Origin of the sequence: Nocardioides agri, assembly GCF_013778305.1 — a bacterium.
GTDB lineage: Bacteria > Actinomycetota > Actinomycetes > Propionibacteriales > Nocardioidaceae > Nocardioides > Nocardioides agri.
The window spans coordinates 1,517,508-1,537,436 of record NZ_JACEIC010000002.1; the positions used below are offsets into that span (position 1 = coordinate 1,517,508).

General features: G+C 72.6%; 21 protein-coding genes and 1 tRNA gene. 9 read left to right on the top strand and 13 right to left on the bottom strand.

What is annotated here, in order from left to right; genetic code table 11:
- Position 1: 1 nt before the first annotated feature.
- Both HZF07_RS11945 and HZF07_RS11950 read right to left on the bottom strand, forming a co-directional pair.
- A complete protein-coding gene (locus tag HZF07_RS11945; protein ID WP_157341879.1) occupies positions 2-643 on the bottom strand; it encodes a response regulator in 642 nt (213 codons plus the stop codon).
- Positions 640-1,956: a sensor histidine kinase gene (locus HZF07_RS11950; protein ID WP_157341881.1), complete on the bottom strand. Its 1,317-nt coding sequence runs from the start codon at positions 1,954-1,956 to the stop codon at positions 640-642. Before HZF07_RS11950 ends, HZF07_RS11945 begins: the two co-directional genes overlap by 4 nt.
- Positions 1,957-2,070: 114 nt before the next feature.
- Here HZF07_RS11950 and HZF07_RS11955 point away from each other — a divergent pair, with 114 nt between their 5' ends.
- Genes HZF07_RS11955 through HZF07_RS11970 form a run of 4 tightly spaced genes read left to right on the top strand, consistent with a single transcriptional unit; the run spans position 2,071 to position 7,463 of the window.
- Entirely contained in the window at positions 2,071-3,510 is a 1,440-nt protein-coding gene (locus tag HZF07_RS11955; RefSeq protein WP_396954809.1) for an alpha,alpha-trehalose-phosphate synthase (UDP-forming), read from the top strand.
- A gap of 15 nt (positions 3,511-3,525) precedes the next feature.
- Positions 3,526-4,689 (top strand): alpha/beta fold hydrolase, encoded by a 1,164-nt coding sequence (locus HZF07_RS11960; protein ID WP_157341883.1) that lies wholly within the window; start codon positions 3,526-3,528, stop codon positions 4,687-4,689.
- A 9-nt stretch (positions 4,690-4,698) separates the two neighbouring features.
- Positions 4,699-6,042, top strand: a complete 1,344-nt coding sequence (locus tag HZF07_RS11965; protein ID WP_157341885.1) for an MFS transporter — start codon at positions 4,699-4,701, stop codon at positions 6,040-6,042.
- Positions 6,039-7,463, top strand: a complete 1,425-nt coding sequence (locus HZF07_RS11970) for a pyridoxal phosphate-dependent decarboxylase family protein (RefSeq protein WP_181645101.1) — start codon at positions 6,039-6,041, stop codon at positions 7,461-7,463. The genes HZF07_RS11965 and HZF07_RS11970 overlap by 4 nt, the downstream gene beginning before the upstream one ends.
- 12 nt (positions 7,464-7,475) lie before the next feature.
- On the opposite strand, the gene HZF07_RS11975 is transcribed toward HZF07_RS11970, so the two are convergent.
- The 4 genes from HZF07_RS11975 to HZF07_RS11990 all read right to left on the bottom strand — a co-directional run bounded on the left by HZF07_RS11975 (position 7,476) and on the right by HZF07_RS11990 (position 10,251).
- Positions 7,476-8,402 carry a carbohydrate kinase family protein gene (locus HZF07_RS11975; protein WP_157341887.1) on the bottom strand — a complete coding sequence of 309 codons (927 nt, stop codon included), beginning with the start codon at positions 8,400-8,402 and terminating at the stop codon, positions 7,476-7,478.
- Positions 8,399-9,037: a class II aldolase/adducin family protein gene (locus HZF07_RS11980; RefSeq protein ID WP_181645102.1), complete on the bottom strand. Its 639-nt coding sequence runs from the start codon at positions 9,035-9,037 to the stop codon at positions 8,399-8,401. Before HZF07_RS11980 ends, HZF07_RS11975 begins: the two co-directional genes overlap by 4 nt.
- Entirely contained in the window at positions 9,034-9,684 is a 651-nt protein-coding gene (locus HZF07_RS11985) for a TetR/AcrR family transcriptional regulator (protein WP_157341889.1), read from the bottom strand. Before HZF07_RS11985 ends, HZF07_RS11980 begins: the two co-directional genes overlap by 4 nt.
- Before the next feature lie 75 nt (positions 9,685-9,759).
- Positions 9,760-10,251: a winged helix-turn-helix transcriptional regulator gene (locus tag HZF07_RS11990; RefSeq protein WP_309504708.1), complete on the bottom strand. Its 492-nt coding sequence runs from the start codon at positions 10,249-10,251 to the stop codon at positions 9,760-9,762.
- A gap of 64 nt (positions 10,252-10,315) precedes the next feature.
- Between HZF07_RS11990 and HZF07_RS11995 the strand changes: the two genes are divergently transcribed.
- Genes HZF07_RS11995 through HZF07_RS12005 form a run of 3 tightly spaced genes read left to right on the top strand, consistent with a single transcriptional unit; the run spans position 10,316 to position 12,278 of the window.
- The gene (locus HZF07_RS11995; RefSeq protein WP_198346388.1) at positions 10,316-10,777 is read left to right on the top strand and encodes a PaaI family thioesterase; all 462 of its coding nucleotides are present in this window, start codon (positions 10,316-10,318) and stop codon (positions 10,775-10,777) included.
- A 9-nt stretch (positions 10,778-10,786) separates the two neighbouring features.
- Positions 10,787-11,479 carry a uracil-DNA glycosylase gene (locus HZF07_RS12000; RefSeq protein WP_309504709.1) on the top strand — a complete coding sequence of 231 codons (693 nt, stop codon included), beginning with the start codon at positions 10,787-10,789 and terminating at the stop codon, positions 11,477-11,479.
- A 28-nt stretch (positions 11,480-11,507) separates the two neighbouring features.
- Positions 11,508-12,278: a dioxygenase family protein gene (locus HZF07_RS12005; RefSeq protein ID WP_198346389.1), complete on the top strand. Its 771-nt coding sequence runs from the start codon at positions 11,508-11,510 to the stop codon at positions 12,276-12,278.
- Between the two features lie 66 nt (positions 12,279-12,344).
- Here the strand turns inward: HZF07_RS12005 and HZF07_RS12010 are convergent, their stop codons facing one another.
- Genes HZF07_RS12010 through HZF07_RS12025 form a run of 4 tightly spaced genes read right to left on the bottom strand, consistent with a single transcriptional unit; the run spans position 12,345 to position 17,008 of the window.
- Positions 12,345-13,292, bottom strand: coding sequence for an aldo/keto reductase (locus tag HZF07_RS12010; protein WP_157345135.1), 948 nt, complete (start codon positions 13,290-13,292; stop codon positions 12,345-12,347).
- Between the two features lie 31 nt (positions 13,293-13,323).
- The gene (locus HZF07_RS12015; protein WP_157341893.1) at positions 13,324-13,809 is read right to left on the bottom strand and encodes a cupin domain-containing protein; all 486 of its coding nucleotides are present in this window, start codon (positions 13,807-13,809) and stop codon (positions 13,324-13,326) included.
- A gap of 15 nt (positions 13,810-13,824) precedes the next feature.
- The gene (locus tag HZF07_RS12020; protein ID WP_157341895.1) at positions 13,825-15,384 is read right to left on the bottom strand and encodes a succinic semialdehyde dehydrogenase; all 1,560 of its coding nucleotides are present in this window, start codon (positions 15,382-15,384) and stop codon (positions 13,825-13,827) included.
- A gap of 1 nt (position 15,385) precedes the next feature.
- Positions 15,386-17,008 carry a GMC family oxidoreductase gene (locus tag HZF07_RS12025; protein ID WP_181645103.1) on the bottom strand — a complete coding sequence of 541 codons (1,623 nt, stop codon included), beginning with the start codon at positions 17,006-17,008 and terminating at the stop codon, positions 15,386-15,388.
- 97 nt (positions 17,009-17,105) lie between these two features.
- On the opposite strand from HZF07_RS12025, the gene pdxY reads away from it, so the two are divergent.
- Complete coding sequence (pdxY, locus tag HZF07_RS12030) at positions 17,106-17,957, top strand: pyridoxal kinase PdxY (RefSeq protein WP_181645104.1); 852 nt, start codon at positions 17,106-17,108, stop codon at positions 17,955-17,957.
- Positions 17,958-18,111: 154 nt separating this feature from the next.
- Here the strand turns inward: pdxY and HZF07_RS12035 are convergent.
- The 3 genes from HZF07_RS12035 to HZF07_RS12045 all read right to left on the bottom strand — a co-directional run bounded on the left by HZF07_RS12035 (position 18,112) and on the right by HZF07_RS12045 (position 19,418).
- Positions 18,112-18,184, bottom strand: a tRNA-Thr gene (locus tag HZF07_RS12035).
- Between the two features lie 46 nt (positions 18,185-18,230).
- Positions 18,231-18,953 carry an SDR family NAD(P)-dependent oxidoreductase gene (locus tag HZF07_RS12040; protein WP_157341900.1) on the bottom strand — a complete coding sequence of 241 codons (723 nt, stop codon included), beginning with the start codon at positions 18,951-18,953 and terminating at the stop codon, positions 18,231-18,233.
- A gap of 21 nt (positions 18,954-18,974) precedes the next feature.
- Positions 18,975-19,418 carry a nuclear transport factor 2 family protein gene (locus tag HZF07_RS12045; RefSeq protein ID WP_157341902.1) on the bottom strand — a complete coding sequence of 148 codons (444 nt, stop codon included), beginning with the start codon at positions 19,416-19,418 and terminating at the stop codon, positions 18,975-18,977.
- Positions 19,419-19,494: 76 nt separating this feature from the next.
- On the opposite strand from HZF07_RS12045, the gene soxR reads away from it, so the two are divergent.
- Complete coding sequence (soxR, locus tag HZF07_RS12050; protein ID WP_181645105.1) at positions 19,495-19,926, top strand: redox-sensitive transcriptional activator SoxR; 432 nt, start codon at positions 19,495-19,497, stop codon at positions 19,924-19,926.
- Positions 19,927-19,929: the final 3 nt, after the last annotated feature.

Here is a 19,929-nt window from a genome sequence, read left to right on the forward strand (position 1 = left end):
GCTAGCCGCGCAGGTAGGTCAGCACCGCCCGCACCCGGCGGTGCGCGGTGTCGTCGTCGGGCGCGAGGCCGAGCTTCGCGAAGATCCGCTGGGTGTGCTTCTCGACGCCCCCGAGGGTCACGGAGAGCGCCTCGGCGATCGCGGCGTTCGACCGGCCCTCGGCCATCAGCGCCAGCACCTCCCGCTCGCGCGGGGTGAGGTCGGCGAGCGGGTCGCGATGCCGACCCATCAGCTGCCGGACCACGAGCGGGTCGAGCGCCGTGCCGCCCGCGGCGACGGCCTGGGTCGCCGCCAGGAAGTCGTCGAGGTCGCTGACCCGGTCCTTGAGCAGGTAGCCGACGCCGCCGTCGCCGGTGGCGAGCAGCTCGTCGGCGTACGACACCTCGACGTACTGGGAGAGCACGACCAGCCGTGCCTCCGGCCAGGACCGGCGCACCTGGACGGCGGCACGCAGCCCCTCGTCGGTGTGGCTGGGCGGCATCCGCACGTCGACGATGCCGAGGTCCGGTCGCAGCTCGAGCATCGCGGCGACGAAGGTCGGGCCGTCGGCGACCGACGCGACCACCTCGTGGCCGGCCTCGGCGAGGAGCAGCTGGAGGCCCTCGCGCAGCAGGAACGAGTCGTCCGCGACCACGACCTTCATGCAGGGATCCTCGCCACCAGGGTGGTCCCGACCCCGTCGGGCGAGACGATCTCGAGGGTGCCGTCGACGGCCGCGAGCCGCTGGCGCAGCCCGGCCAGGCCGAGGCCCTTCGCCGGGTGGGCGCCGCCGACGCCGTCGTCCTCGACGCGCACCTTGACGCCCGACGGGTCCGCGACGACGGAGACCGTGGCCCCGGTCGCGCCGCTGTGCTTGGCGACGTTGGTCAGCGCCTCGGCGACCACGAAGTAGACAGCGGTCTCGACGTGCGGCGGCAGCTGCTCCGGGACCTCGATCCGCGAGGTGACCGGCACGGAGCTCTGCGTGAGCATCTCCTCGAGCGCCGCGGCCAGGCCGCGGTCCACCAGCAGCGGCGGGGCGATGCCGCGGCTCAGCGACCGCAGCTCGGCGACGGTCTCGCGTGCCTGGGCGAGCGCGGCGTCCAGGGTCTCGGCGGCGCGCTCGGGGTCGTCGGCCACCTGCTTCTTGGCGCGGCCGAGATCCATGGTCAGCCGGACCAGGCGCTGCTGCGGGCCGTCGTGGATGTCGCGCTCGAGGCGCCGCAGCGACTCCGCCTCGGCCATCCGGGCCGCGTCGCGGCCGCCCTCGACCCGGGCGACCTCGCCCTGCAGCTCGGCGCGGCTGCTCAGCAGCACCCAGGCGAGGCTGGCGTGCATGGTGGTCACCAGCCGCACCACCCAGGGCAGCGTCAGCAGCAGTGCGGCGCCGATGGCCAGGTTGAGCCAGCTCTCCGCCCGCTGCCCCTCGCCGAGGCCGATCAGCTCGGCCAGGGTCGTGTCGTCGGGGTTCTCGGGGAGCCAGCGCTGCCAGAACCAGTAGGTGAGGCCGCCGGCCGCGCCCGCCCACCAGGCGAGGGTCACCGCGAACGCGACGGTGCCGGTCACCAGGCCGGTCAGCGACCACACGACGTCCAGCCAGGACTGCGGGTCCCTGAGCGGAGTGAGCTGGCGGCGCCAGAACCCGGCGTCTCGCGGAGCACAGATGTAGGTGGGGGTGGGTGCGCTGCGACCGAGCATCCCGCGCAGCCGGATCCGCTCGAAGCGCGCGAACCCGCGGGCCACCATCACCCCGACCGCGATCAGCAGCACGCCGCCGATGAAGATCGAGAGGGCGACACCGAGCGTGAGGTCGACGAGCACGACGATGAACGCGACCAACGCGATCGGGAAGGCCGACAGGCTGTAGCCGCTCTCGACGAGCACGCGGCGTACGCCGCGCGGCTTGGTCGGCCGGGCGGTCGGAACCGGCTGGAACGTGGTTGCCATCGCCTCGTCGGGGTACATCGTCTGCGTCATGAACAGAACGCTAGGAACTCTCGGGCAGCGCCACGATCCTGCCAGCAAGACAGCCGGTGTCGGGCCAGCCCGACACCGATCGGGCACCACCACCGGACGACTAGGGTGAGGCACGTGCCCAAGCCTGGCTCAGCCGACACGGTGATCGTCGCCAACCGACTCCCCGTCGACCGGGTCGAGCAGCCCGACGGGACATCCGGCTGGCGGCGCTCGCCCGGCGGTCTGGTGTCCGCGCTGGAGCCGGTGCTGCGCGCCAACCGCGGCACCTGGGTGGGGTGGCCCGGCGACACCGGCGAGGACATCGAGCCGTTCACCGTCGACGGGCTCGACCTGGTGCCGATCTCGCTGTCGCAGCAGGAGGTCGAGGACTTCTACGAGGGCTTCTCCAACGCCACGCTCTGGCCGCTCTACCACGACGTGGTCGCGAAGCCGGAGTTCCACCGCGAGTGGTGGGACAGCTACGTCGCGGTCAACCGGAGGTTCGCCGAGAAGGCCGCGGAGGTCGCGGCCGAGGGCGCGACCGTCTGGGTGCACGACTACCAGCTGCAGCTGACGCCGGCGATGCTGCGCGAGCTGCGCCCCGACCTGCGCATCGGCTTCTACCTGCACATCCCGTTCCCGCCCAACGAGCTCTTCTCCCAGCTCCCGTGGCGCAGGCAGATCCTCGAGGGCCTGCTCGGCGCGGACCTGGTGGGCTTCCAGCTCAACGGTGCCGCACAGAACTTCGTCCGCCTGGTGCGCCAGCGCGTCGGTCACAAGACCCATCGCGACGTCGTCTACCTCCCCGACGGCCGCACCGTGCGGGCCGCGGCGTTCCCGATCTCGATCGACACGGCGGCCTACGAGGACCTCGCGCGCTCCGACTCGGTCACCGATCGGGCCAAGGAGATCCGGGAGGCGATCGGCAACCCCCGCACCGTGTTCCTGGGCGTCGACCGGCTGGACTACACCAAGGGGATCTACGCGCGGCTGCGCGCCTTCGGCGAGCTGATCGTCGACGGCCACTTCGACGTCGAGGACGCCGTGTTCGTGCAGGTCGCGACGCCGTCGCGGGAGCAGGTCGAGCAGTACCGGATCCTGCGTGACGACATCGAGCGGCTCGTCGGGCGCATCAACGGCGACCTCGGCAAGATCGGCCGGCCGGCCATCCACTACCTCCACGCCTCCTTCCCGCGGGAGGAGATGGCGGCGTTCTTCCGGGCCGCGGACGTCATGGTGGTGACGCCGCTGCGCGACGGCATGAACCTCGTCGCCAAGGAGTACGTCGCCTGCCGCTACGACGACACGGGCGCGCTGGTGCTCTCGGAGTTCGCCGGCGCCGCCGAGGAGCTGCGGCAGGCCTGGCTGATCAACCCCTACGACATCAACGGCATGAAGTCCGCGCTGCTCGAGGCCTACCGCGCCGACGGCAAGGAGACCGGTCGCCGCATGAAGGCGCTGCGCCGGACGGTCACCCAGAGGAACGTCGCCGCCTGGGCGGACGCGTTCCTGGCCGAGCTCGCCACCGATCCGTTCGAGCACGACAAGACGGTGCGACCGGCCCAGCGGTCCTGACGGTAGTTTCGACACATGGACCTGGTGCCGAAGCCGGATCAGGTGGTCGCCGCCGCCGGCAACGTCGCGCACCTCCTGCGCCACCGCAGCCTGGCCGACCTGCGGCCGATGCCGCGCTCGCTCGTCGACGCGGGCGACGCGCACGAGGTCCACCGCTACGACACCGCGCCGGTCGTCACGCCGCAGGGCGACCCGGTGCTGCTGGTGAGCCCGCTGGCAGCCCCGCCCGAGTGCTACGACCTGCGGCGCGGCTGCTCCCTCGTCGAGCACCTGGTGGCCGACGGGCGCCCGACGTACCTCGTGGAGTACGGCGACGTCTCGTTCCGCGACGCCGACCAGCGCATCGGGCCCTGGGGTCTGGACGCCGTCCCCGAGGCGGTCCGCGCGGCGTCGCGGGACGCCGGTGGCCGGCCGGTGCACCTCGTCGGCTGGGGGCTCGGCGGCATCTTCGCCGCGCTGGTCGCCGCCGACGGCGCCGACCTGCCGATCGCCTCGCTGACGCTGCTCGGGTCGCCGTTCGACGTCACCGGGGTGCCGATGGTCGCCCCGCTGCGGCCGCTGCTGACCGCGGCCGATGTCCCGGACCCCCTTCGCAACGCCCACCGGGTCCTGCGCGCGGTCAGTCCGCGCGTGGTGCGGTGGGCGGTCGGGCTGGCCACCTCGCCCGAGATCGTGAGCCGTCCGGTCGCGGTCGCCGCTCACCTCGATGACCGCGACTGGCTCGCCCAGGTCGAGGCGGTGGACCGGTTCCGGGGCGCGACCGCGGCGTACCCGGGCCGGAGCTTCGGGCAGCTCTACCACCGCTTCGCCGCCGGCAACGTCCTGGCCACCGGCACCGTCGCGGTGGGCGGGCGCACGGTCTCGCTCGCCGCCGTCACGGCACCGACGCTCGTCGTCGCCGGCGCCAGCGACGCCATCGCGCCGGTCGCGTCGGTGCGCTCGGCGGTGCCGCTGCTCACCGGCGCTCCGGAGGCGAGGTTGGAGATCGTCCCCGGCGGTCACCTCGGCCTCCTCACCGGCCGCGCCGCGCGCACGACGACCTGGCCGACGCTCGACGCGTGGTTCCGGGAGTGGGACGACGGCGCGGCACCGCCGACCGTCGAGGAGCCGATCGGGACCAACCGGCGCCGGCGGCACAGCTCGGCGGCTTCCCGGGCGCTGGCGCAGCGCTCCCAGTAGCCTCCGGGCATGCCAGCCACCGACAGCCTGCCGCGCCGCGTCCGGATCGGCTACGGCTCGGGGTCGGTCGCGACCGGTGCCTTCGGCACCGTGCCGGGACTGATGCTCCTGCCGTACCTCACCGACAGTCTCGGCATCGCCGCGCTCGCCGCGGGCTTCATCGTGTTCCTGCCGAAGGCGTGGGACGTGGTGCTCAACCCGATCGCCGGCCGGATCAGCGACCGCACCGTCGACCCCCGGGGTCCGCGCCGGCCGTGGCTGCTGCGCGCCGGGCTGCTGCTGGCCGCCGGGTTCGCGGTGCTCTTCGCCGCCCCCGGGATGGCGACCTGGCTCGAGGCCGTGTGGGTGCTGGTGCTCTTCCTCGGCTGCGCGACGGCGTACGCGTTCTTCCAGGTGCCCTACGTCGCGATGCCCGCCGAGATCACGGACTCCTACGACGAGCGCACCCGGCTGATGACCTGGCGGGTCGCGATCCTGGCGTTCACGATCCTGCTCGCCGGCGCGAGCGCGCCCGCGATCCAGAACGCGGTCGGCGGCCGCGCCGGCTACCGGGTGATGGGCGTCGCGATCGCCGTGATCATCCTCGTCGGGGTCGTCAGCGCCTACGTCGGCACCCGGAGCGCTCCGGTGGCCGCGCCGCAGCCCGGCGCCGGGAGCCTGCGCGACCAGCTGCGCATCGTCGCCGAGGCCCGCGACTTCCGGTGGCTGCTCACCACCTTCGTCATCCAGGCGCTCGCCACCGGCTGCATGCTCGCCGGCGTCGACTACGTCGCCGAGAACGTGCTCGACAGCGACGCGGCCACCACGTTCCTCTTCGTCTGCTTCGTCGGCCCGGCATTGCTGCTCACGCCGGTGTGGAGCGCGGTCGGGACCCGCATCGGCAAGAAGCGGGGCTACGTCGCCAGCTCGCTCTTCCTCGCCGCCGGCGCGCTGGCCGCGGTCACCGCGCAGTCCGCGCCGGTCGGGGTGGTCTACCTCGCCGTGGTGCTCGTCGGCGTCGGGTACGCCGGCTGCCAGGTCTTCCCGATGGCGATGCTCCCCGACGCCGCCGCCGTCGACGCGCGGCGTACCGGCTCCAACCGCGCCGGCGTCTACACCGGCGTGTGGACGGCCGGCGAGACGCTCGGCCTCGCGCTCGGCCCCGGGGTCTTCGCCCTGGTGCTCGCGCTGGGTGGCTACCGGTCCTCCACCGACGGCGACGTCGCCCAGCCGGACTCGGCGCTGACCGCCATCACGCTCGGCTTCTCGCTGCTGCCGGCCGTGCTCGTGCTGCTCAGCCTGGTGTGGCTGCGCCGCTACTCCCTGGGGGTCGCCGACGTCGACGGCCGCACGGATGAGACGGTGACCGCGTGAGCACTCCCCTCGACCGCCTGCGCGAGCTGCAGGCCGCCGACCTGCCGGTGCACGGTGGCCGCACCCTGGCCTACGTCTACGACTCCGGGCTCGCCGACGTCGACCGGGTCGGCCGCGAGGCCGTGGCGGCGTACGCCGGCTCCAACGGGCTCGACCCGACGGCGTTCCCCAGCCTGCTCCAGATGGAGAACGACCTGGTCGGCTTCTACGCGGGGCTCGTGGACGCGCCCGACACCGTCGTCGGGAGCGTGACCTCCGGCGGCACCGAGTCGTGCCTGCTCGCCGTGCAGGGCGCCCGCGACAGCCGACCCGACGTCGAGCGCCCACGCATGGTCGTGCCGTCGACCGTGCACGCCGCCTTCCTCAAGGCGGCGCACTACTTCGGCGTCGAGGCCGTCGTGGTGCCGGTGGGCCCCGACTTCCGGGCCGACCCGGCGGCCATGCTCGCCGCCGTCGACGCCGACCCTGACCGGACCGTGCTCGTGGTCGTGTCGGCGCCGTCGTACGCGCACGGCGTCGTCGACCCCGTCGCCGAGATCGCGCCGGCCGCCGCCGCCCGCGGCATCCGCTGCCACGTCGACGCGTGCATCGGTGGCTGGGTGCTGCCCTACGCCGCCCGCCTCGGTCGCGAGGTCCGGCCGTGGACCTTCGCGGTCGACGGCGTCACCTCGATCTCCGCCGACCTGCACAAGTACGGCTACACGCCCAAGGGCACCTCGCTGCTGCTGCACCGCACGCCGGAGCACCGCAAGCCGCAGTACTTTGCCTACGCCGACTGGCCGGGCTACACGATGCTGAACTCGACCATGCAGTCGACGAAGTCGGGCGGGCCCCTGGCCGGCGCGTGGGCCGTCGTGCAGTCGATCGGGGACACGGGGTACGAGCTCCTCTCCCGAGAGGTCTTCGAAGCGGTCGACGCGATCGTGGCAGGGGTCACCGACATCGCCGGGCTGAGCGTCCTGGTGCCGCCGGACTCGACGCTGGTCACGCTCGTCACGGACGCGTCGTGCGATCCCTTCACCGTGTGCGACGAGATGGGCGCGCGGGGCTGGTACGTCCAGCCGCAGATGTCCTACGCCGGGCACCCCGCGACCATCCACCTGTCGGTCAGCGCCGCGACCCTCGGCGGCGTCGCCGACTTCCTGACCGCCCTGCGTGCGTCGGTCGCCGCGGCCGTCGCCGCCGGGCCGGTCGCCGTCGACCCCGACGTGGCGGCGTTCATCGAGTCGCTCGACCCGGTCGCCCTCAGCGACGCCGACTTCGACGGGCTGCTCGTCGCGGCCGGCCTGATCGGCGGCGACGACCTCGCCCTCCCCGACCGGATGGCCGAGGTCAACGCGATGCTCGACCTCGCGTCACCGCGGATGCGCGAGGCGCTGCTGGTCGCGTTCCTCGACCGGCTGCAGCGGCCGAACCGGTAGGGCCGGCGGCCGCTAGCGCCGCTCGGCCTCAGCGGCGAACGCGACGACGCTGTCGAGCGAGTACGACCCGGCGTCGGTGCCGAGGCCGCCCGCGACCTGGGCGGCGGCGGCGCAGCCGAGCTCGGCGGCGCCGCGCAGGTCGCGACCGAGGGACAGTCCGCGGAGGAAGCCGGCCGAGAACGCGTCGCCGCAGCCCGTGGTGTCGACGACCTCCACGGCGTACGCCGGCACCTCGATGACCTCGTCGGCCGTGACGACGAGGGCGCCGCGCGCGCCCTGGGTGACCGCGACGCAGCCGGCGCCGGCGTCGACCAGCGCGCGAGCGCCCTCGGCCAGCGAGGAGGCGCCGGTGAAGCCCAGCACCTGCTCGTCGTTGGGCAGGAGGTAGTCGGTGTGCGGCAGCGCGTCGGCGACCCACGCGAGCATGTCGGGATCGCCCGGCGCGAGGATGTCGAGCGAGGTGACGGCACCAGCGGCCCGGGCCTTGCCGAGCAGCTGGCCGGCGGCCTCGCCGCCGAGGAACTCCGGCCCGCCGAGGTGCAGGTGCGTGACCGCGTCGAAGGCCGACGGGGGCAGGTCGTCGAGCGTGAACGCGCCGTTGGCGCCGATGCAGTGCCAGGCGGGGCGGTCGCCGTTGGGCCGCACGGGGATCACCGACGACGACGTCTGGTGCTCGTCCTTGCGCACCAGGCCCGAGACGTCGACGCCCTCCCGGGTCAGCAGCGCGAGCAGCACGTCCGCGATCGGGTCGGTGCCGACGGCGCCGTACGACGTGACCTCGGCGCCGAGCCGGCTCAGCACGAGCGCCGTGCCACCCGCGGTGCCGGCGGCCGACATCCGGATCGTCTCCACCAGCTGGCCGTCGGAGCCGGCCGGGATGGACTCGACCCCGATGACGTGGGTGTCGAGGACGTGGACGCCGACGGCGGCGATCTTCATGCGTTCTCCTGGGTGGTCCCGTAGCTGCGGTTCAGTGCCTGGGTGACGACGTCGGCCTGCTGCTCCTCGGTGAGCGCGCGCGGCGCGCCCAGCGCGCTGGCGCGGTGGTGCAGGGTCGCGAGCCACTCGAGCAGCAGGGCGTGCTCGACGGCCTTGTCGAGCGTCGCGCCGATGGCCACCGAGCCGTGGTTGGCCATCAGCACGGCCGGGCGACCCGCGAGCCCGGCCACGACGGCGCGGGCGAGCTCCGGCGTTCCGAAGGTCGCGTACGGCGCGACCGGGACCGCGCCGCCGAGCAGCAGCTGCTGGTAGTGCAGGACCGGCAGCTCGTCGAGGACGCAGGCGACGGCGGTCGAGTACGGCGCGTGCGTGTGCACCACGGCGGCGGCGTCGGTCGCGGCGTAGACGCCGAGGTGCAGGTCGAGCTCGGAGGTGGGCAGCAGCGCGCCGTCGAGGACCCGGCCGTCGAGCGACACGACCGTGACGTCGCCCGCGGTGCAGTCGCCGAGCACGACGCCGGTGCCGGTCACGGCGACGCGGTCGCCGTCGCGGGCGGAGACGTTGCCCGCGGTGCCGACCAGGAGGCCCTCGGCCGCGAGCCGGCGCGCGGCGGCGGCCACCTGCTCCCGGATCACCGGCGCACTCCCGCGAGGCCGGCGGGCGTGGCGTAGCGCTCGAGGTAGGCGGTCATCATCACGATGCCCTCCTCGACCAGCGCTTCGTCGCCGGCGAGCCGCTCCTCGTAGGCCAGCTGGAAGATCCGGTCGCCGATCTCGAGCGCGAGCTCGGCGATCCGGAGGGTGAGGTCGTCGCTCGCGATCCCGATGTCGAGGGCGTAGCCGCGCAGGTCGTGAGCGAGCTGCTCGAGGTGGGCCCGACCGAACTGGTGCAGCGTCGCACTCGCCCGACCGCGCAGGTAGACCTCGACGAACGCCGGGCGGCGGCCGTAGACCTTCACGAAGGCCAGCATCGTCGTGCGCACCATCGAGGCGACGGACACGACGTCCAGCGCCTGCAGGTCGGCGGCGACCTGCGTGTCCATCTCTCCCATGTCTCGCTGGGCCAGAGCGACGAGGACGTCGTCCTTGTCGGCGAAGTACTGGTAGAGCGAGGCGACCGGCACCCCGGCGCCCGCGGCGAGGTCGCGGGTGGTCAGGGCGTCGACGCCGCGCTCGACCACGAGCCGCTCGGCGGCGTCGAGGATGTCCTCGACCCGGCGGCGGCTGCGCTCCTGCTGGGGCACCCGCCGGATGACGGCGGGAGGCGTTCCGGCGACGGGCATGGCGGGAGCGTAGGGCCAGAACCCGAATCTGACACGGTTTCAGGTATTCCGGGGCTGGCCGACGAGCCCTCCCTGCTACGCGTGCCGGCGTACCGGGACCGCGCCCGGTCCCGGTCGCGGCGCGGCGTCGCGCCGCTCGACGATCACGTGGCCCTCCTCGCAGACCATCTCGGCGTGCACGACCGCCCCGCAGTCGCGGTGCGCGACCTCGACCGGCGGCCCGGCCGGGTCGGCGAGGTAGCGGGCGCCCCAGTCGGCGATGGCGACCAGCACCGGGTAGAGGTCGAAGCCCTTGGGGGTCAGCCGGTACTCGTGGCGCTCCCGCTTGCCCTCGGCGCGGTAGGGCACGCGGGTGAGGATGCCGTGCTCGACCAGCAGCGCGAGCCGGTCGCTGAGCACCTGGCGCGGGATGCCGCTGTGGCTGCGGATGTCCTCGAACCGGCGTACGCCGTTGATGACCTCGCGCAGCACGACGAAGGTCCAGCGCTCGCCGAGGATCGCCATCGCCCGGCCGACCGTGCAGTTGTCGGTCGACCAGGCCAGGGCCGGGATCTCAGTCGTGGTCACGGTCACAGCGTAGGCGGGGCTGGGTCTGGTTGACAGACCCAGCCTTGAACGGGAGGCTGGGTCCGTGACCCAGACCCAGCCCCTCGACCTGGACGCCCTCGCCACCATGAGCGGCCTCGACCAGCTCATGGCGATGCGCGACGGCCTGCTGCCGCCGGCGCCGATCGCGGAGACCCTCGGGATGGTGAACTTCGACGGCGAGCACGGCTCGATCTCGGTCGAGCTCGACCCCGAGCTGCGGCACTACAACCCGCTCGGCACCGTGCACGGCGGCGTCATCTCGACGCTGCTCGACACCGCCGCCGGGTGCTCGGTCCACTCGACGCTCGCCGCCGGCGAGGGCTACACGTCCCTCGACCTGACGGTGAAGTTCCTGCGGCCGGCGACCGTCGACTCGGGTCGGCTGCGGGCCGTCGGCACGGTCATCCAGCGCGGCCGTCGTACGGCGCTCGCGGAGGCGCAGCTCTTCGACGGCGCCGGCAAGCTGGTCGCGCACGCCACGTCGAGCTGCATGATCTTCTCCTAGAGTTCCCCCGTGAGCGCGCTCGCGGGGTTGGTCGACAAGGGCCTGATGGCGCCGGACTGGGCGGCGGCGCTCGCGCCGGTCGACGACCAGGTCGCCGCGATGGGGCGGTTCCTCCGCGAGGCGCTGGCCGCGGGGCGCAGCTACCAGCCCAGCGGCGACCAGGTGTTCCGGGCCTTCGAGCGACCCCTGAACCAGGTGCGGGTGCTCATCGTCGGGCAGGACCCCTACCCCAACCCCGAGCACCCGATCGGGCTGAGCTTCGCCGTACGCCGCGACGTCTGGCCGCTGCCGCCGAGCCTGGTCAACATCTACCTCGAGCTGCGCGACGACCTCGGGATCATGCCGCCGCGCCACGGCGACCTGACCGCGTGGGCCGACCAGGGCGTGATGCTGCTCAACCGCAGCCTCACCGTGCAGCCGGGCGCGTCCAACAGCCACCGCGGGCGCGGCTGGGAGCCGATCACCGAGCAGGCCATCACCGCGCTCGCGGCGCGCGGCGGTCCGTGCGTGGCGATCCTGTGGGGCGCCGACGCCCGCAAGCTCCGGCCGCTGCTCGGCACGATCCCGGCCATCGAGTCGGCCCACCCGTCGCCGCTCTCGGCGTACCGCGGCTTCCTCGGCTCGCGGCCGTTCAGCCGGACCAACGAGCTGCTCGCCGAGCAGGGCGCTCCACCGGTGGACTGGTCGCTCCCGATGGAATAAAGTTTAAGTCTCAACCATTGGAGTGAGCATGAACCGGATGCCCGCGCTCTACATCGGTCACGGCGCCCCGCCGCTCCTCGACGACCCCGTGTGGTCGGGCCAGCTCGCCGCGTGGGCGCAGGACCTCCCCCGCCCGAAGGCGATCCTCATCGTCAGCGCGCACTGGGAGTCCGCGCCGGTGATGCTCTCGGCGACCCCCGCCCCCCTGGTCTACGACTTCGGCGGCTTCGCGCCTCGCTACTACCAGATGACCTACGAGACGCCGGACGCCACGGCACTCGCCGCGCGGGTGGCCGCGATGATGCCGGCGTCCGAGCCGGTGCACCAGCAATCGAGCCGCGGGCTCGACCACGGCGCCTGGGTGCCGCTGAAGATCATGTACCCCGACGCCGACATCCCGGTCCTGCAGATGTCGCTGCCCACCGACGACCCGGTCAAGCTCATGGAGCTCGGCGCGCGCCTGCGGCCGCTGCGCGACGAGGGCGTCCTGATCATCGGGTCCGGGTTCCTCACCCACGGGCTGCCGTTCCTGACCGAGTGGCGCATCGACGCCGCCGTCCCCGGCTGGTCGTCGGACTTCGACGCCTGGGCCGGCGAGGCGCTCGCCCGCGGCGACGTCGACGCTCTCGCCGACTACCGCCACCAGGCGCCCGGTCTGCCCTACGCCCACCCGACCGTCGAGCACTACACGCCGCTCTTCGTCACCCTCGGCGCCGCCACCACCCCCGACGAGCCCGGCCTCCAGGTCATCGACGGGTTCTGGATGGGCCTCTCGAAGCGCTCCCTCCAGGTCGCCTGAGCCCGTCCCACCTGACCTGACGGTCGTGGATCCGGCAGATGCGCGACGCTCAGGTCAGGTGCGACGTCAACGGGTGATGTCGTCGAGCTCGACCAGGTCGGCCTCGGTCGGGCGCCAGCGGAGCGCGGCCGCGTTGGTGCGCACCTGGTCGCCGGACGTCGCGCCGGAGATCACCGAGGCGACCGCGGGCTGGGCGGCCAGGCCGGCGATGGCGACGTCGAGGGGCGACAGGCCGCGCGCTGCGGCGTACGACTCGACGGCCTCGATGCGGTCCCAGTCCGCCTTCGCGAGCCAGCCGGCCCGGCTCGGGTCCAGGTCGGCGCGAGAGCCGGCGGGCGCACGCTCGCCGCGGCGGTACTTGCCGGTGAGCAGGCCGTACTCCAAGGGGAAGAACGGCAGGATGCCGAGCCCGAACGCCTCGCAGGCCGGGGTGACCTCGGCCTCGACGGTGCGGTCGAGCAGCGAGTAGCGGTTCTGCACCGACACGAACCCCTCGAGGCCGGCGGTGCGGGCGGTCCAGGCGGCGTCGGCGACCTGCCAGCCGTCGAAGTTCGAGCAGCCGACGTAGCGGACCTTGCCCTCGCGCACCAGGTCGGTCAGCGCTGCCAGCGTCTCCTCGATCGGCGTGACGCCGTCGGGCTCGTGGAGCTGGTAGAGGTCGATGTGGTCGGTCCCGAGGCGGCGCAGCGAGGACTCGACCGCGCGGCGCAGGTAGCGGCGGGAGGCCCGCGCCCCGAAGTCGTCGCCGTTGGCACCCTGCATGTCCATGCCGAACTTCGTCGCCAGCACGAACTCCTCGCGCTGCCCCCGCAGCGCCTCGCCGAGCAGCTCCTCGCTGGCACCCGGCGGCGCGCCGTAGATGTCGGCGGTGTCGAGCAGCGTCACGCCGGTGTCGCGGGCGGCGCCCAGGATGTCGCGCACCCCGTCGAGGTCCACGCGCCGGCCGAACGCGTTGCAGCCGATGCCGACCGCGCTCACCATCAGCCCCGAGTCGCCCAGCGGGCGGTAGGTCATCTCGCTCACGGAAGCGACAGTACGGCGTGCCTCACACCCAGAAGGTGTCGTGCCGGAGCATGAACTCCGCGCGCTCCTCCTCGCTCATCGCCTCGCCGCGCGCGAGCGTCTCGAAGTAGTCCTCCCGCGGCCCGCCCGGCGCGAACATCAGCAGCATCGACGCCCCGCCGCCGCCCCGGAACCCGTGCAGCCCGCCCTCGGGCACGTAGAGGAAGTCGCCGCTGCGCGCGGTGACCCACGCGCGGCCGTCGTAGAGCCGCACCTCGCCCGAGAGCACGTAGAACTGCTCGGAGATCGAGCGGTGGAAGTGCGGGTCGGGCCCGGTCTCGACGTCGCCGAACGTCCAGCGGTAGAGCCCGAAGCGCCCCGCCGTCTGGTCGCCGGTCGCGATGTACTCGCACGTCCCGCCGGTGCGGTAGGTGATCTCCGGCGGCTCGTCGTCGCGGCGGACCCACGCCGAGACCTCACCGCCCTCCCCGTGGTAGGTGTCGGGCGGGTACGGGCGCGGCAGCGACATGCCCCCAACGTACGACTAGCGGATGCGCGTCTTCCGCATCATCTTCAGACCGCTCAGCATGCCGGCGACGTACTTGTCGTAGTCCTGGCCGGGCTTGGCGCCCATCACCTGCTTCTTGAGCACCGCGAGCTGCTGCACGTCGGTGTACTTGAGCAGGCCCTGGTCGCCGTGCCGCGCGCCGACGCCCGACTGCTTGACGCCGCCCGACGGCGTGCCCTTGGACGCGAACGCCGTCGCGAGGATGTCGTTGACGTTGACGTTGCCGGACTCGATCCGCTTGCCGACCTGGCAGGCGTTGGCGACGTCGCCGCCCCAGACCGAGGCGTTGAGGCCGTAGTCGGTGTCGTTGGCGAGCGCGACGGCCTCGTCGACCGTGCGGTAGCGGTGCAGCGCGACGACCGGGCCGAAGGTCTCGGTCACGCCGGCGAGCATGTCCTTGGTGACGCCCTCGAGGATCGTGGGCTCGAAGAAGGCTGGGCCGAGGTCCGGCCGCGGCTTCCCGCCGGTCACGACGGTCGCGCCCTTGGCGACCGCGTCGTCGACGTGCGCCTTCACCCGCTCCAGGTGGTCGGGCGAGACCAGCGAGCCCACGTCCGGGCCGAAGTCGTACGCCGCTCCGAGGACCAGCGCCTCGGTCGCCGCGACGAACTTGGCCTTGAACTCGTCGTAGCGCGACTCGGGCAGGTACATCCGCTCGATGTGCATGCAGATCTGCCCGGTGTTGCCGAACGCGCCGAAGATCGCGCCCTGCACGACCTCATCGAGGTCGGCGTCCTCGAGCACGACCATCGGGTTCTTGCCGCCGAGCTCGAGGCAGCAGCCGATGAGGTTGCGGCCGGCCCGCTCCCCGATGACGCGGCCGGTCGCCGTCGAGCCGGTGAACATGACGTAGTTCGCGTTGTCGATGAGCGTCGGTCCGACGTCGGGCCCTTCGCCGCACACCACCTGGAAGAGCCCCTTCGGCAGGCCCGCCTCCTCCAGCATCTGCACGCCGTACAGCGGCGACAGCGCGGTCTTGTTGTCGGGCTTGAGCACGATCGCGTTGCCGGCCATCAGCGCCGAGATCGAGTCGGAGATGCCCGTGGCGAAGGGGAAGTTCCACGGCGCGATGATGCCGACGACGCCCTTGGGCTGGCGGATCTCGGTCGAGGTCGAGAGCAGCGGGATCGGGCCGCCGCGCTTGACCGGCGCCAGCAGCTTGGGGGCCCGCTTGAGGTAGTGGCTCATCACCATCACCGGGTCGCAGGTCTCCTCGATCGCCATCCGGCGGTTCTTGCCGCTCTCGGCCTGGATCAGGTCGGTGGTCGTGTGCGCACGCTCGATGAAGAGGGCGTGTGCCCGCTTGAAGACGTCGAGCCGTTGCTTCAGCGGCCAGGCCGCCCACTCGCGCTGGGCCGCCCGCGCCGCGGCGAACGCCTGCTCGATGTCGGAGGGCGTCGACTGGGGCAGCTCGACGAGCAGCTCGCCGGTGTAGACCTCGGTCAGCTTCCACGTGCCGCCGTCGCTGCCGGGCACCCGCGCGACCAGGCCGCGCAGGAAGTCGTCGGTCAGGGTGGCCGGTCGCCGCAGTGCCATCTCAGTTCCTCCCCAGCACGAGATCCGCACCTCGTTCACCGATCATGATGGCCGGTGCGTTGGTGTTGCCGCCGGTGATCGACGGCATGATCGAGGCGTCGCACACCCGCAGGCCGTCGACGCCGCGGACCCGCAGGTCCGGCGTGACGACCGCCAGCTCGTCGACGCCCATCCGGCAGGTGCCGACACCGTGGTAGACCGACGTCGCCCGGTTGAGGATCGCGTCGCGGAGCGCCTGCCCGCGCAGCGCCGTACCGGGGTGGATCTCCTCCTTGACCGCGCCGCCGAAGGCCGCGCTGCCGAAGATCTCCCGCGTCATCTCCGAGCCCTCGGCGAGCACCTCCAGGTCCGCGGGGTCGGCGAGGTACTGGAAGTCGATCAACGGCTGCGCCGTCGGGTCCGCCGACGCGAGGCGCAGGGTGCCGCGGCTCTTGGGGTAGATCAGCGTCGCCAGCACCGTCAGCGCGGTGCGCTTGTCGACGTCGTGGCGGATCGGCTCGTCCTGGTTGGGCGAGACGTAGGCCCACGGCAGCAGGTGCAGCTGCAGGTCGGGCAGGTCGGTCGCCTGCGAGGTCCGCACGAAGGCGACCGACTCGAAGACCGAGTTGGCCAGGAACGTCCGCCCCGGCCGCAAGGTCTCCATCAGCACGCCCTTGGCGAAGTACGCCGGCGTGCCGCGCATCTTCGTCGACGTGACGTGGAAGGTCAGCGCGTGGAAGAGGTGGTCGTGCAGGTTGTCGCCGACCGGCAGGTCGGCGAGCACGTCGATGCCGTGGTCGCGCAGGTGCTGCGCGTGCCCGATGCCCGAGAGCATCAGCAGCTGCGCGGAACCGACGAACCCGGCCGACAGGATGACCTCCTTGCCGGCCCGCACGACGCGCTGCGACCCGTCCTTGTCGGTGACCTCGACCCCGGTCGCCCGGCCGCCCTCCACGACGACCCGGCGCACCAGCACCTCGCTCTGCAGCTCGAGGCTCGCGGGCGCGAGATCGTGCACGTAGCCGCGGGACGCCGAGTAGCGCAGGCCGTCCGCGGCGTTCTGCTGCATGAGGCTCACGCCCTCCTGGGAGGCCGCGTTGTAGTCCTCGAGCACCGGGACGCCGAGGGTCTCCGACGTCGCCTGGAGGAACTGGCGCGAGCCCTCCTGCGGGAACGCGTTGCGGGTGACCTTGATCGGCCCGCCGGCGCCGCGGTAGTCGTTGGCGCCGTCCTCGAAGTCCTCCATCCGGCGGTACGCCGCGTTGACCTCGTCGGCCGACCAGCCGGTGCAGCCCTCGGCGGCCCACGCGTCGTAGTTGGCCCGGTTGCCGCGCACGTAGACCATGCCGTTGATCGAGCTCGACCCGCCGACGACCTTGCCGCGCGGGACCGGCATCCTCCGGTCCAGCAGGTGCTTCTGCGGGATCGAGTAGAGGCCCCAGTCGACGCGCGCCTTGAGCGTGGGCTCGGCGTGCATCGGGCCGATCATCCCCGGCTTCCTCACCAGGTACTGCTCGTCGCTCCTGCCGGCCTCGAGCACGATGACGCTGGCACCGGACTCGGCCAGGCGGCCCGCGATCGTCGAGCCGGAGCTGCCCGAGCCCACCACGACGTAGTCGGCCTCGCTGCTGAACTTCTTCGCCACGGACACACCTTCACATACCGGCAGAATGTCTTGGTCCCGCCAACTGTAACGTGTTCTAGTTTGCTCGTACAGGGTGCGCACGAGTTGGATGCCAGGAGTGAAGATCCTGTCGATCCAGTCCTCGGTCGCCTACGGCCACGTCGGCAACTCCGCCGCGGTCTTCCCGCTCCAGCGGCTCGGGCACGAGGTCTGGCCGGTCCTCACCGTGCACTTCTCCAACCACACCGGGTACGGCGCGTGGCGCGGGCCGCTGCTCGCACCCGACGACGTCCGCGAGGTGATCGCCGGCATCGGCGACCGCGGCGTCCTCGGGGAGGCCGACGCGGTGCTGTCGGGCTACCAGGGCGACCCCGCCGTCGGGCAGATCATCCTCGACGCCGTCGCCCAGGTGAAGGAGCTCAACCCGGACGCGGTCTACTGCTGCGACCCGGTGATGGGCGACGTGGGTCGCGGCATGTTCGTCCGACCGGGCATCCCGGAGTTCATGCGCGACACCGTCGTGCCGCAGGCCGACATCGTCACGCCCAACCACTTCGAGCTGGACTTCCTCGCCGGCCGCGAGACCTCCACGCTGGCCGAGATCCTGGACGCCGTCGACGAGGTGCGCGAGCGCGGCCCCCGCGACGTCCTCGTCACCAGCGTCATCCACGGGGAGGTGCCGGAGGGCCGGCTCGACGTGGTCGCCGTGTCCGACGACGGCGCGTGGGCGGTCGAGACGCCGCTGCTGCCGATCACCCCCAACGGCTGCGGCGACGTCACCGCGGCCCTCTACCTCGCCCACCTGCGGACCACCGGCTCGGCCGCGGAGGCGCTCGCCCGCACGACGTCCTCGGTGTTCGCCGTGCTGGAGAGGACGATCGAGGCCGGCACCCGCGAGATCCAGCTGGTCGCCGCCCAGGACGCGATCGCGGAGCCGCCGATGACGTTCGAGGTGCGCAAGCTGCGCTAGTGACCGGCCGCTCGGGCGAGGGGTGGGGGTTTCATCAAGGGATGAAGGCGAACCCGCGGCTCCCTCGGCGAGCTCGGCGAGGGAAGCGCCGCTTCGACCTCATCCCTTGATGAAACGACGACAGCACGCGCTGCCCTGCCATGCCGGAGCACAGAGCCGGTGACAGGAGTCGAACCCGCGACATCCTCTTTACAAGAGAGGCGCTCTACCAACTGAGCTACACCGGCGACGCCGCGTGAGCGGCGAGGCCACATGCTACGGGTCCGGCTCGGCTCAGCTCATGCCGCCGTCGTGGGCGATGACCGCGCCGGTGATCATCCGGGCCGACGGGGAGGCGAGCCAGACGATCGTCTCGCCGATCTCGGCGGGCTTGATGGCGCCGCCGGGCAGCATCATCATCAGCCGGTCCGCGACCCGGGTGTCGAGGTCGTCGGTGAGCTTGTGGAAGACCTGCTCGACGATCGGGGTGTCGACGGTGCCCGGGCAGATCGCGTTGACCCGGATGCCCTCCGGCGAGAGCTCGAGCGCGAGCGCCTTGGTGAGCTGGGTGAGCCCGCCCTTGGCGGCGGCGTACGCCGTGGCGTAGGGCTGCGGCGCGTTGCCGGCCACCGACGAGACGTTGACGATGGTGCCCTTGGCCGCGCGGATGTGTGTCAGGGCCGCCTGGATCAGGAAGAACGGCCCCTTGAGGTCGACCGCGTGCACGCGGTCCCACTCCTCCTCGGTGACGGTCTCGATCCGGCCGAACTGCACGATGCCCGCGACGTTGGCCAGCACGTCGATGCGGCCGTCGGCGGCACACACGGCGACAGCGGCGTCCACGGCGGCCTTGTCGCCGACGTTGCACTCGACGTAGGTGACGCCGTCGGGGACGGTCGGGTTGATGTCGAGCCCGAAGACGGTGTCACCGAGGTCGCGGAAGAGCTCCGCAGTGGCGTAGCCGATGCCGGACGCGGCTCCGGTGATGACGACGACGCGGTTGCCGGGCTGGTTCATCTGGGACCTCTCGTGGATCGATCAGGGCGTGATGGTGAGGTGGTGCTCGAGCCGGCCGGAGCGACCGATGCCGAAGCGGCGCTCGGCGAAGCGGAGGCCGCCCTCCCCGGTCTCGAACCGGTCGACGTAGGTGCCGGTGACGATCGGCTGGAGCGGCACGTCGGGAAGCGCCTGCAAGACGAGGTACGTCGAGGTCACGGTCACCGTGCCGTCGACCCCCGGCTCGTCGAAGATCGCGTTGGCGACGACGTGCTGGGTGCCGGGCGTGCCGTCGTCGTGCAGCTTGACGAGCCCGGCGTACAGGCGCTCGACCTCGTCGGCGCCGGTCGCGATCACCGTGCCGTCCTCGGTCTTGAGCACCGCGTGCGCCATCAGCGCTCCCACCCCGGCGAAGTCCCCGGCGTCGATGAGGCGGCAGTACGTCGCGAGCAGGCCCCTGATCCGGTCCCCGTCGGTGAGCTGCACGGCCCGGACGCTACTAGAACGCGTTCTATTGGCATAGTCCTTGAAGGGAGGTTGAGGTTCAGAGCAGGCTGGGACCGTGAACCAGCTGACGATCGGCCACCTCGCCGAGCGGGCAGGGGTGGCGACCTCGGCGATCCGCTTCTACGAGTCGAAGGGGCTCATCACCTCCGTGCGCACGGTGGGCAACCAGCGTCGCTACGAGCAGTCGACGCTGCGACGGGTGGCGTTCATCCGGACCGCGCAGCAGGTGGGGCTGAGCCTCGAGGAGATCGGCGCCGCCCTGGGCACGCTCCCCGACGGGCGGACGCCGACGCGCGCCGACTGGCAGCGGCTCAGCCGCGCCTGGCGGAGCCGGCTCGACGAGCAGATCGCCCGCATCGAGGCGCTCCGCGACCGGCTCGACGGCTGCATCGGCTGCGGCTGCCTGAGCCTGAAGACCTGCGCGCTGAGCAACCCGGGCGACGCGGTCGCGGCGCAGGGGTCGGGCCCGGTGCTCCTCGGGCCGTAGCCT